The sequence below is a fragment of the Mesorhizobium sp. L48C026A00 genome (genome assembly GCF_000502375.1).
Lineage (GTDB): Bacteria > Pseudomonadota > Alphaproteobacteria > Rhizobiales > Rhizobiaceae > Mesorhizobium > Mesorhizobium muleiense.
Window position 1 is genome coordinate 1 of sequence record NZ_AYWU01000059.1, and the last position, 11,677, is coordinate 11,677.

At 59.8% G+C, this 11,677-nt stretch carries 13 protein-coding genes and 1 pseudogene; 11 read left to right on the top strand and 3 right to left on the bottom strand.

All coding sequences use genetic code 11. From position 1 onward, the window contains the following. Both X738_RS84115 and X738_RS86535 read right to left on the bottom strand, forming a co-directional pair. A partial coding sequence (locus tag X738_RS84115; RefSeq protein ID WP_156942771.1) for a cyclic nucleotide-binding domain-containing protein occupies nucleotides 1-154 on the bottom strand: 154 nt, incomplete at its 3' end. Between the two features lie 299 nt (nucleotides 155-453). Then, the gene (locus X738_RS86535; protein ID WP_198032953.1) at nucleotides 454-618 is read right to left on the bottom strand and encodes a hypothetical protein; all 165 of its coding nucleotides are present in this window, start codon (nucleotides 616-618) and stop codon (nucleotides 454-456) included. Nucleotides 619-817: 199 nt separating this feature from the next. Here X738_RS86535 and X738_RS79460 point away from each other — a divergent pair, with 199 nt between their 5' ends. Both X738_RS79460 and X738_RS79465 read left to right on the top strand, forming a co-directional pair. Beyond that, complete coding sequence (locus tag X738_RS79460; RefSeq protein WP_156942770.1) at nucleotides 818-1,150, top strand: hypothetical protein; 333 nt, start codon at nucleotides 818-820, stop codon at nucleotides 1,148-1,150. Between the two features lie 326 nt (nucleotides 1,151-1,476). Beyond that, nucleotides 1,477-1,710: a hypothetical protein gene (locus X738_RS79465; RefSeq protein WP_023804029.1), complete on the top strand. Its 234-nt coding sequence runs from the start codon at nucleotides 1,477-1,479 to the stop codon at nucleotides 1,708-1,710. Nucleotides 1,711-1,804: 94 nt separating this feature from the next. Here the strand turns inward: X738_RS79465 and X738_RS79470 are convergent, their stop codons facing one another. After that, on the bottom strand, nucleotides 1,805-2,536 hold the full coding sequence (locus tag X738_RS79470; RefSeq protein ID WP_023804030.1) for a GntR family transcriptional regulator: 732 nt from the start codon (nucleotides 2,534-2,536) through the stop codon (nucleotides 1,805-1,807). A 133-nt stretch (nucleotides 2,537-2,669) separates the two neighbouring features. On the opposite strand from X738_RS79470, the gene X738_RS79475 reads away from it, so the two are divergent. From X738_RS79475 to X738_RS0144925, 9 genes and pseudogenes are all read left to right on the top strand, one after another. After that, nucleotides 2,670-4,328: an amidohydrolase gene (locus X738_RS79475; protein WP_023804031.1), complete on the top strand. Its 1,659-nt coding sequence runs from the start codon at nucleotides 2,670-2,672 to the stop codon at nucleotides 4,326-4,328. Between the two features lies 1 nt (nucleotide 4,329). Then, entirely contained in the window at nucleotides 4,330-5,475 is a 1,146-nt protein-coding gene (locus X738_RS79480) for an ABC transporter ATP-binding protein (RefSeq protein WP_023804032.1), read from the top strand. Further along, nucleotides 5,459-6,385, top strand: coding sequence for an ABC transporter permease (locus tag X738_RS79485; protein WP_023804033.1), 927 nt, complete (start codon nucleotides 5,459-5,461; stop codon nucleotides 6,383-6,385). The genes X738_RS79480 and X738_RS79485 overlap by 17 nt, the downstream gene beginning before the upstream one ends. Beyond that, nucleotides 6,375-7,181, top strand: a complete 807-nt coding sequence (locus X738_RS79490) for an ABC transporter permease (RefSeq protein WP_023804034.1) — start codon at nucleotides 6,375-6,377, stop codon at nucleotides 7,179-7,181. Before X738_RS79485 ends, X738_RS79490 begins: the two co-directional genes overlap by 11 nt. Before the next feature lie 25 nt (nucleotides 7,182-7,206). Next, complete coding sequence (locus X738_RS79495) at nucleotides 7,207-8,238, top strand: extracellular solute-binding protein (protein WP_023804035.1); 1,032 nt, start codon at nucleotides 7,207-7,209, stop codon at nucleotides 8,236-8,238. A 70-nt stretch (nucleotides 8,239-8,308) separates the two neighbouring features. Next, a pseudogene (ggt, locus tag X738_RS79500) lies at nucleotides 8,309-9,894 on the top strand (gamma-glutamyltransferase). Between the two features lie 13 nt (nucleotides 9,895-9,907). Beyond that, nucleotides 9,908-10,210 (top strand): hypothetical protein, encoded by a 303-nt coding sequence (locus X738_RS86540; RefSeq protein ID WP_084833979.1) that lies wholly within the window; start codon nucleotides 9,908-9,910, stop codon nucleotides 10,208-10,210. A gap of 37 nt (nucleotides 10,211-10,247) precedes the next feature. Next, nucleotides 10,248-10,538, top strand: coding sequence for an SDR family NAD(P)-dependent oxidoreductase (locus X738_RS0144920; protein ID WP_031257096.1), 291 nt, complete (start codon nucleotides 10,248-10,250; stop codon nucleotides 10,536-10,538). An 865-nt stretch (nucleotides 10,539-11,403) separates the two neighbouring features. Then, the coding region (locus X738_RS0144925) for a hypothetical protein (protein ID WP_031257097.1) at nucleotides 11,404-11,677 on the top strand (274 nt) is incomplete at its 3' end.

The following is an 11,677-nucleotide window of genomic DNA, read 5'->3' on the forward strand; positions in this document are numbered from 1 at the left end:
CGACATCGCGATACGCTATCTCCCTGCCGTCCGCTGAAACCAGTGTCACGCGAGCCCGTCCTTCCAGCAGGAAGTAGACTTCGCGACCAGTGTCGCCGTGGGAAATGATCAGCTCGTTGTGTCGATAGCTGCGCTCGTGCCACCGTTTGGTCAGCNATCTTACTCCCTATCCAAGGAAATTTGATGGCCGCAGGCCCCGCTTTCCGGAAAGCAAAACTGGGAGCGGATTTTTCCAATGTTTTCCCCGGTGTGGGAATTCCCACAGCCGAGCCTGGTCCGACTGGCATATCCTTGTTTGCAACATCCAGGCCTGCGCAGAAGCCATAAGGTGTCCCGCGATGGGTCAATAAGTCTGGCACGGCAGTTGCATGGTCAGGTATGGGGGAATGGGGCGGAGGCCCGTCGCTTCGCAAATGTAGCGGCGGGTCTTCTGCATAGAGGTCGCGTCCCAGTCTACGCGCTGCCGTCCGTCTCGCTTTCCTCGTCTATCGCCCGGACCGGCAGTAAGCAGCTGTAGGTATCGGCGAAGTCGAGATCGAGGAAGACATAGGGAGTGTCTACGAAGTGGTCCTCGATGCGATAGTCCACCAGGACGAAGGCTTGGCGAGCTGACCACACCGGCGCCATCCCGGCCGAATGGCAAAAGGGCTGGACGTTCCAATCTCTGATCGACGCGAAGATGACGGTGACGGCGCACTGCCATCAGCGCCGCGTCACCACCGTGACACGCTCGATCTGGTAAAGCTGCGCGATCGGTTCGGCCCTGATGTGCCATCGCGAGGCAAATGACGGGCGCTAGAATGAAGGCGCAAGAAACTTGGAACATACGGCGGCAGAAAACATTGTTGGCGCCATGGACAAGAACGATGGCGACAATCTTCCTGAATGGTTTGCGAGCCGCCTGCCCGAGGATCCGGTGATCCGTGCAGATATTCGGACTAGGATTTCGAGAGAGACGGATGGGAAAAATGGGCTCTCCGGTATGGTGCTCACTAAAGCCGGGCGGGACGACAATCTGGTCGAAAAAAAGGAAGAAGCCAGCGCCGCCCTCGACAACCAACCGTCCGGGGTTCCGTGGCTCCTAGTCCTGTGTGTGCTCTCAATGTTGGCCTGGGCAGGGTACGCGCTGGCCGGTTCGTATTTTCTATAACGCCCGCTCACCGACCCCTTCGCCTACCATGTACCGGATCGCCAGTTCGGTTCCCGGAACAGGCAACCTATTTCCGCAATCGATGCGTTTCCTACGGCTTCGAGCCAGGGACCCCGCCCATGGCCCAATGCATCCAAAATGAATCCATTTCGTCTCGCGGCAGGGCATCTGCCAGGGCGAATGCGGCATTTGCCAACATGCAAAACAGTCAGCCGAAAACGACGACTTGCAACCGCTTCGGCAACACCGTGAACTGCACGACGTTTTGAGTTGGCCCGAATGACCCGCCTATCTGTTGCGGAAGAGCTTCCGATCGCATCGCGGACATGTCGCGCGCGGATCTGCAGATCATCCTGCGTCGCGCCGCATTGATGCTCAGGAACGTCTCAGGCGTGCCGCTTGAGCCCGCAACGGAGGACGCGCTCAATTCCATCGCGGCTGAAATGAAAATTGGTCGGTCCGACCTCATTCAGATCGTGCTGCGCGAATGGCTGGAAACCAACGCCTATTTGCCAGTTCGAACGATCGACGAGGAAAGCGAAACCGGCGGCAGCGCCTAGGGACTTCCGCGATAACGGAATTACTTAAGGGCCAAGCCGGGTTGCGGGAGATGCTTGCAGGGACGGACGTACTCGTCTGCTTGCTGCCGCTAGTCTAACCGTCCAGACCCGGTCGCGTCTGCAACTCCTCGTTTCGGGATAGATACAGGTCGCGCAGATCGCGCTGTCTGAGCAGGAGGTCCAGGATGCCATCCCTCGATTGCCGGATATGACGGCGGGATTCGCGGCAGGCTGTGTCGGCGTCCCGGGCAGCGATCGCTTCAACAATCATGTGATGGTCGTCACGCGCCACCTTCCAGTCGTTTAGCTGGGTCAATTCCATCCAGACATAGACTTGGCACTTGTCCAAAAGTCCGTTCAGCATTTCCGCTAGCATGGGGTTGGCGCTAAATCGCGCTATTGCGCGATGGATCTCCATGCCGGTCTGCATCTCTTCCAGCCGGGCACGGGGAGATGGGTCGGTTTGCGCCAGGCGCTCGCAGTCCGCGACCAAGCCGCGAAGCATTTCCACTTCATCGAGGGTGATACGGGCGATCGCCAAAGTCGTCGCATAGGAGTCTAGCTCTGCCCGGATGTCGAACACATTCCGGAGCATCGTTTCGTCAAATTGAACCACCGCAAATCCCGTGCGGGGACGTTCGACCACAAGCCCGTCGCGCTCCAATCGATTAAGTGCCTCGCGCACCGGCGTCCGGCTAACCTGAAGCTGTTCGACGAGCTCGAGTTCCGTAATTCGTCTGCCCGGGGATAGCTGCCCGGTGACGATCATCGCCTTGATCGAATCGTAGGTCGACTGACGCAAATGGCCGCGGGGAACTTCGTTCATGGGGGGCTCCTAACACCGGCAGGCGTTAACGCGGCAATGGATACAGGTTGACTCGCGCATTCGCAAGTACATAATGTATACAACAACGTATTCAAAAACTGTAGTCAACTTCTGCCATCGGGGAACGTCATAAATGCAAGCGGACATAGTGGTCACCAATGCAAGAATCCTGACCATGGACCCGGCCAAGCCGGCGGCCTCTGCGATGGCAGTCGCAAACGGACGAATTCTCGCTGTTGGCGACGCAACCGAAGTCCTGCCACTTGCCGGCGACTTGACGCGGATAATCGATGGTGCCGGTCGAAGCGTGTTGCCAGGCTTCATCGAAGCGCACATGCATGTGTTTGGCGGCGGCGCCACCCTCAATGACCTGTTGCTGACGGGGATGAAGGGTAAAGCCGCGATCCGCGAAAAAGTGCGGGCTCACGCGGCGGAAAATCCTGAGACGAAGGTCCTTTATTGCCAGGGTGCCGATTATGATATGCTCGATGGCAGTCCGATCGACCGGCATTTCCTCGACAGCATCCTCGATGACCGGCCCCTTGCCTTCGTGGCCTTCGACCATCACACGATGTGGGCCAACACCATACTGCTCAAGGAAGTCCGGCTTCTCCATGGAAAAGCCCCGGGCCCTGGCAACGAGGTGGTCATGGGCCAAGACGGCCTTGCTACCGGCGAACTGCGCGAAGTCGAGGCCTTCGGACCGGTCGATGTCTATGCTGGCACCTTTCGTTCGTCGCTGGGGCTCTCCACGGGAGGCGAGCCGCCCGAACCGCCAACGCCAGAGGAAAGGGCGCTAGACCGGGCATCGATAAGCGCCGGCCTGGCCTGGTGCGCCAGGCACGGGATCACGTCGATCCACAACATGGACGGAAATCTTTACACACTCGAACTGCTCAACGAGATCCAGGAACAGGGCAACCTAATCTGCCGTGTCAAGGTTCCCTTCCATTTCAAGAACTTCATGACGGTCGACATGCTGGAAAAGGCGTCCCGCATGAATGACGACTATCGCGGGGACTGGCTGAGTTCCGGTTTCGTCAAGGCGTTTTATGACGGCGTAATCGAAGGCTATACGGCTAATCTCGTCGATGGCTATGCTGACAGGCCTGACTTCACCGGGCAACCGCTCTTCACGCAGGCCCAATTCACGGAAATGGCGATCGAGGCGGACCGGCGCGGTTTGCAGATCGCCGTGCACGCGATCGGCGACGGTGCGGTGCGCGCGGTTTTGAACGGCTATGAGGCCGCCATGGAGGCCAATGGCCCGCGGGACGCGCGCCACCGGGTCGAGCATGTCGAGGTCATCCAGCCCAACGACATTCCGCGCTTCGCGGCCCTTGGCGCCATCGCGTCCATGCAGCCGCCCCATCCCCCAGGCGTGATGGATTTCTCGCTTGAACCGGGCAAGACCCGCATCGGGCCGGGTCGCTGGCCGCTTGCCTATGCCTGGCGGACTTTAATGCAGGCGGGTGCCCATGTTGTCTTCGCGTCGGATTGGCCGGTGGCGCGGATTGATGTCTTGGCTGGCATCCACGCAGCCGTCAATCGCCAGCCCTGGGCGCCGCATCTGCCGGACCAGAGCTTCACCCTCCACGAGGCGATTGCTGCCTACACGATTGAAGGCGCCTATGCCGAACACGCGGAGGACCGGAAGGGACAACTCAAACCCGGTCATTTCGCCGATTTTGTCCTCCTATCCGGCGATATCGAGGCCGTTTCACCCGAGGAGATCAACACCCTGTCACCGGCACTGACCGTCTGCGGCGGTCGCGTGACCTTCGAGGCCTGATATGCTGGCATTGTCCCAACCCGCCCAACCGCAAACTGCGAATCGTCGCTTAGCGGTCCAGGCGATCGGCCTGAATAAGAGATACGGCACCGGCACCTCGACCTTTCTGGCGCTCGACGATGTGTCGATCGACATTACCGAAAACGAGTTCTTTACATTGCTGGGTCCGTCCGGCTGCGGAAAAACCACGCTTCTCCGCTTGATCGCCGGATTCAGCTTTCCCACCGAAGGTCAGATCCTGCTTCACGGAAAGGACATCGCGCCTCTTCCGCCGTTCAAGCGGCCAATCAACACTGTTTTTCAGAACTATGCGCTGTTCACCCACATGTCGGTCGCCGAAAACATCGGTTTCGGCCTGAAGATGCTGGGATGGACCAAGCCCCTGATTGCAGAGCGCGTTGCCGAAATGCTGAAGCTGGTGCGCATGGAGTCGCTCGCCGACCGGCGAACCAGCGAAATCTCAGGCGGCCAGCAGCAGCGCGTGGCGCTTGCCCGTGCGCTTGCGCCGCAGCCTCAGGTGCTCCTGCTCGACGAGCCCCTGTCGGCTCTGGACTACAAGCTGAGAAAGGAGATGCAAGTCGAGCTGAAGCGGCTCCAGACAGAAACCGGCATCACCTTCATCTTCGTGACGCACGACCAGGAGGAAGCTCTGGCCATGTCGGACCGTATCGCCGTGATGAACCGCGGACGCGTGCTCCAGGTCGGCCGCCCAAAGGAAATCTACAACGCGCCGGTCGACAGGTTCGTGGCCGACTTCATCGGCGAATCCAACATTCTGCATGGCCGGCTCGCCGGCCCCGCTGGTGCGGATGGGCATCGCGTCGACATTACCGGAACGGTCATTACTGCTTACAGCAGCGCGGCAATCACAGATGCCGGCTCGGTCCAAGTCCTGATCCGCCCGGAACATGTCGATGTCCTCGATGCGCCGTCGGCGGACAGCATTCCTGCGGTCATCGAGGACGAGGTTTTCGTTGGGACGGACACACGCCTTCAACTGCGCCTGAACGACGGTTCGATTTTCACGGCGCGTCTGACCAACAGCCCGGAACGAGAGAAAGTCAGAGCGCCTGGCACACAGGTATGGCTGCGAATTCATGGCCATAGCGCCCGCCTGCTCGGAGGCGAATATGTCGAGCATCGCTGAGATGGCGGCCGCGCGCCGAGCCGCCGAAAGCCGGCGCCGCTGGCTGCTGAAGGCGCCGGCCCTCGTGGCGATCATGTTCGCCTCTTTCGGGCCGCTTGCGGTGATGCTTGTCTATTCCGTGATGGCAAAGGGCACCTTCGGCGGGGTCGCGCTCGGTCAGTTCAGCCTCGATGGCTGGATGAACGTCTTTGTCGAGCGGGATCTCTTCGACGACACGCTCATGTTGGCCGACGCCAACCTCATCATCTTCTGGCGCTCCATCAAGCTGGCACTGGTGACCACCTTAGCTACGCTGCTCATCGGCTTCCCCACCGCCTACTACATCGCGACCCGGCCCGAGCAGGTCCGGTCGCAATGGATGCTGCTGATCACGATCCCCTTTTGGACCAATCTCTTGATCCGCACTTTTGCCATCATGGGCATTCTGTCCAACCAGGGACCGATCAACAACGTCCTCATCTGGGCCGGCGTGATCGACAAGCCCATTCAAATGCTCTTCACCGACGGTGCCGTGCTGCTGGGGCTTGTCTACGTGTACCTGCCGCTCATGGTGTTGCCGATCTATGCAAGTCTCGAGCGGATGGATTTCACCCTCGTCGAGGCCGGCTACGATCTCTATGCGACCCGGTTGAAGGTGCTTTGGCATATCGTCATTCCGTCCTGCAAGCCGGGCCTGATCGCCGGATCGATCCTCGTCTTCATCCCCGCAATTGGTGCTTATGTGACGCCACGCGTCCTGGGCGGGGGCAAGAACATGATGATGGGCAACCTGATCGAACTGCAGTTCGGTCAGGGTCGGAACTGGCCCCTCGGCGCAGCACTATCCATCTGCCTCCTGCTGATCGTGACAGCCGCGCTCATCTTCTACATCCGCGGAAGCTCGGGTAAGGAGAATACCCATGGCCACTAGCCAGCAGGCATTCGATCTGAAGGCGCAGCCAGGCTTCGGACTTATTGCGCGATTGGCGATCGTCGCTCTCTATCTGCCGATCCTCATCCTCGTTGTCTTCGCCTTCAACGCGACGTCCTCGCTCGGTGTCTGGGGCGGCTTCTCGTTCGCTTGGTTCGTCAAGGCCTGGTACAATGACCTGATCATCAATGCAGCCCTCTTCTCTTTGTTTCTTGCAACCGCGGTCGGCGTCCTGGCGACGGTCATGGCCACGATGGCGGCCATCGCCATGACCCGAACCGACGCCTATCGCGGGCAGATGATCTCCTACGCCCTGATCAACCAGCCGCTGATCGTTCCTGAAATCGTAACCGCCATCTCGCTCCTGATCGTGTTCGCGGCGGTCAAATCGGTCACCGGCTATTCGGGTGCGGGCTATCTGGTCCTGGCGCATACGGCCTTCTGCATCCCCTTTGCCTATCTGCCGATCCGCGCGCGGCTGGAAGGAATGGATCTGACCCTCGAAACCGCGGCCGCCGATCTCTATGCGGACCCGTGGACGACCTTTGTTTATGTCACGCTTCCCAGGCTGGCGCCCGGCATCATCGCGGGTTTCATGCTGGCCTTCGTTGTTTCCCTTGATGATGTCGTCATCACCGATCTTGTGAAGTCCGGTGGACAGGAAACCCTGCCAACCTTCATGCTGGGCCAGATCCGTCGTGACATGACGCCCGAAGTCAATGCCGCCGCCACCATGCTTTTGGTGCCTTCGATCCTTCTGGTGACGGCCGTGCATCTGATCAACCGCAAAAAATAATCAACCTTACAGAGGAGTGATAAGCATGCGATCCATATTGACGACCCTGACATCGGCGATGCTGCTTGCGGTAGCAAGTTCGGCGGCCCTCGCAGAGGAGGAACTGAGCCTCTACAACTGGGGCAACTACACCAGCCCGGAACTTCTGGAAAAATTCAAGAAGGAAACCGGCATCAAGGTCACGGTGACCGACTACGATTCCAACGACACCGCGCTGGCCAAGGTCAGGGCGGGCGGCTCGGGCTTTGACATCGTGGTGCCTTCGGCCAATTTCGTGCCGATCTGGGTCAAAGAGGGTCTTCTCCTGGAGTCCCGGCCCGACCAGATGCCGAATTTCAAGAATGTCGACGAGCGCTGGGTCAATGTCAGCTGGGATCCCGGCCGTCACTATTCGGTGCCGTGGCAGTGGGGCATGATTGGACCGGTCGTGGCCACCTCCGCCTATAAGGGTGACATTAATACCAGTGCAATCTGGCTCGACCCTCCGGAAGAACTGAAGGGCAAGATCAATGTCGTGCCGGAGAAGAACGATGTGCTCTATGCGGCGATCCGTTACGTGGGCGGTACCTGGTGCACCGGCGACAAGGTGCTTCTGAAAAAGGTTCGGGACAAACTGCTCGAAGCCAAGAAGTCCTGGGTCTCGATGGACTACGGCATCGAGAAAATGGACAGCCGCGATACGCTGGCCCAGCTCTACTACAATGGCGCTGCATTCCGGGCGCGGCAGGTCAATGCCGATGTCAAGCTTGGCTTCCCCAAAGAGGGCTACTCGCTGTTCATGGACAGCGCGGCAATCCTCGCCGACGCGCCGCATTCGGAAAATGCCAAGAAGTTCCTGAACTTCATCATGGCGCCCGAAAACGCGGCCCTGATCTCGAACTTCGCGACCTATGCCAATGGTATCAAGGGTTCCAACGAATTCATGCGTGATGACGTCAAGGCCGCGCCCGAACTGAAGGTTCCAGCAGAGTATGTTGCTGCCGGTGGCTGGCAGGAAGTCTGCCCCGCCGAGGTGGACGAACTCTATACCCGTATCTGGACCGACCTCATGAAATGACGTGCGTGCCCGGCGGAGGCTCATCCTCCGTCGGGCACCCGAAACCCAACTCTCCACAGGCCTTACAGACATGCGTGACTTCCAGCTACCCGGACGTTCGCCCGTTCGAACAACCGGCGTCATGGCTGCGACGTCCCATCCGCTCTCGACACACGCGGCTCTCGAGATGTTGCGCGCGGGCGGCAATGCCGTGGATGCGGCCATCTGCGCGAGCGCCGTGCAGGCGGTTGTCGAGCCTCAGTCGACCGGCATCGGCGGTGATTGCTTCGTGCTTTACTGCCCTGATGGCACGGACAAAGTGATTGCATTCAATGGCTCCGGGCGCGCGCCGGGCGCAGCCTCGATTGAGCGCTTTCGGGCGATGGGAATGGAGGAGGTTCCGACATATGGGCCTCATTCCGTCTCCGTTCCGGGCGCGATTGACGCCTGGGACCGGTTGATCCGAGACCATGGCAGGAAAACGCTGGCCGAGGTGATCGCCCCCGCCATTCACTATGCCGAGAACGGTTATGTGGTGCACGACCGCGTGGCCTTCGACTGGCGCGAGGCCAAGGCCCTGCTGGAACAGGACATCCATTCGGCAGCCATCTTTCTGCGCGAAGGCCGTGCGCTTGAGGCATGCGAGACACATGTCCAGCCGGCGCTGGCGGCAACCTTGCGACGGGTAGCTGAATTGGGGCGGAGAGGTTTTTACGAGGGACCGGTGGCCGAGGCCATCGTGGCGCGATTGCAGGAACTTGGAGGTCTGCATTCCCTCGACGATTTCGCCGCAATGCGCTGCGACTACGTCACTCCGGATTCGATCGATTATCGCGGCTATCGGGTGCACCAGATGCCTCCGAACAACCAGGGCCTGACCGCGCTCCTGGCGTTGAATATCCTGGCCCAGGATGATTTGTCGTCGTTGGAGCCACACGGCGCCCGGCGCTTCCATCTGGAGGTTGAGGCGGCGCGGCTTGCCTACAGGGAGCGGGACAGTCGCCTGGGCGAACTCGATCGTTCAAGCCCCGTGATCGAAGCCCTTCTGTCGAAGGACCATGCCGCCGGCTTGCGACGGAAAATCAGCATGGAGAGGGCGATGACCGATCTTCCGGAAGTCGAACTCAAACGATCCGACACGGTCTATATCTCGGTGGTGGACGAGGATCGCAACGCGATCAGCTTCATCAATTCGACCTACCATTCGTTCGGCAGCGGAATCACCTGCCCTTCAACGGGTGTTGTTCTGCAGAATCGGGCTTCGAGCTTCCGCATGGACCCGAACCATCCGAACGCGCTGGCGCCCGGCAAGCGGCCGATGCACACAATCATGCCCGGCATGCTGACCAGGGCTGGCCGCGCCGTCATGCCCTTCGGCGTGATGGGCGGCGACTACCAGCCTATGGGCCATGTTCACTTCCTGACCAATGTCCTGGATTTCGGCATGATGTGCAGTCAGCGCTCGATAGTCCCCGCCTCTTCCATAGCGAGGGCAGTATCAAGGCGGAAAGAGGCCTTTCCGACGCCACTGCAAGGGAATTGCGGGCGCTCGGACACAAGGTGGAGGAAGCGCAAGAACCTTTTGGGGGCGGGCAAGCCGTTTGGATCGACTGGGAATTGGGTACGCTGACGGGGGGCTCGGATCATCGCAAAGACGGAATGGCTTCAGGCTACTAGGAAAGGAAAAGTCGTGGCACGCGCCATCCTCGTGATCGATGTCCAGAAAATCTACACCGACCCGGCTTCGCCCTTGCATTGTGCGGAGAATGCCGAAGCAATTGCCGTAGAAAAGTCGGAAAATGCAATCCAGCGCCGAAGCAACATTACTTCCGCAACGAATGGCGGTGGAATTCGCCATGCTTCTCTTCCGATGCAAGCCGTCGAGTTGCGTCCGGCCAGCCGCGCGCGTGACACTCTCGATGTATTGCGATGGCGAGTTAAGTGCACTGTCACCGCAATTCTTCGCAGCACCGTCGCCCGATGTGAGTGGTAAGACCGCGACGGCGGAACCAGCGGAGTCTGATTTGACCATGCCTTCTTCTACCACCAAGCGTGCGCTGATCACCGGGGCGGGTGCTGCCGACGGCATCGGCTTTGCCATTGCGCGGCAGCTCGGCCTTGCCGGTCATGCTGTTTTCCTGAACGGTGCCAGCGCGCGTGTACTCGATCGCGCAGCCGAGCTTTGCGCCGAAGGCATCAATGCCAAGGCCGCGGTCGCCGATCTCACCATCGCAGCCGAAGTCGCGCGGCTGCGGGCTGATGTCGGCGCTGTCGAAATCCTGGTCAACAATGCCGGCATGGGCTCGCTGGCATCGCCCTGAGCTCGACGCGCAGCATCCTGTCGAGGTCACTGACGAGGACGAGCTTGTCTCAGCGTCAAAACTGCCGTTGGGTCGCTAGATGCAACGCAAATAGGTCCTGCTTTCACGCCAGGCTCTTCGGACGTCCAGCCCCTTAGACAGAGCAACGCGGCCTCAGCCTCGATGCCATCGGGCAGTGTTGACTGGCGAGCGGTCAAGACAAGAACGATGGCGACAAACTTCCTGAGGGGTTTCCGGGCAACCTGCCCGAGGATCCAGTTATCCTAGCCGATATCACGAATAGAATTTCGAGAGAGATCGACGGTAAAATTGGGCCGGACGGTTTGGCGGTCACGGAGGCCAGGCTGGATCGCAATCTGGTTGAGCAATGGGAAGAAGCTGACGCCGCCCTCGACAGCCAACCGTCCGTGGTTCCGTTTTTCCTGGTTCTGTATGTGCTCTCAATGTTGGGCTTGGTAGGGTACGCCATCGCTCGTTGGTACTTTCTATGGCGTGCTTGAGTTTCCTTCTCTCATTTAACTCACAGGCTGCAGCGCCCTGAGGGAGCTGATTTCCTTCATGGTCAACCTCGCCATGGACAAGCCACGCTGCCTCACGGTGGCGGGCTACTACCTTGCAGGTCGCTAGTCAGAACTCTAACGCGGCCGATCTCGTCCAACTGCCCTGCATCGTATTTTTAGATGCCATTTCACGGACGGCATCCGCGTCCAGCGGCTCGCCTGCGTTTCAAAATTCAACCCCAGGCGCTTGCCAAACGGCCAGTTTCCGGCCACGGCCCGCCTAAGAACGACATGGCAGGGAACCGATTTAACAAGCTCTGAGTTTCAATTGTCAACCCAAGGTGAAAGTCTTAGGGAGCAACACAATGAAAACCATCCATCATCTCCTCGCCGGCACCGGTATGGTGCTGATTTCAAGTGCATTTTTCGGCTCAACGGCGACCGTTCCAGCATTTGCGCAGGCGATTGAGCGCCAGATCTCGGCGGGGAAGCAATGTCGCTTGTGCCCGCCGCTCACCAATGGCGAGGGCCATCCGACAGGCACAGCTAGTAGGGACACCATCGCCGGCAGCGGCAGCGTCGGCGACCACGGCACCGGCAGCGTCGGCGGCACCGGCAGCATCAGCGGCAGCGGCAGCA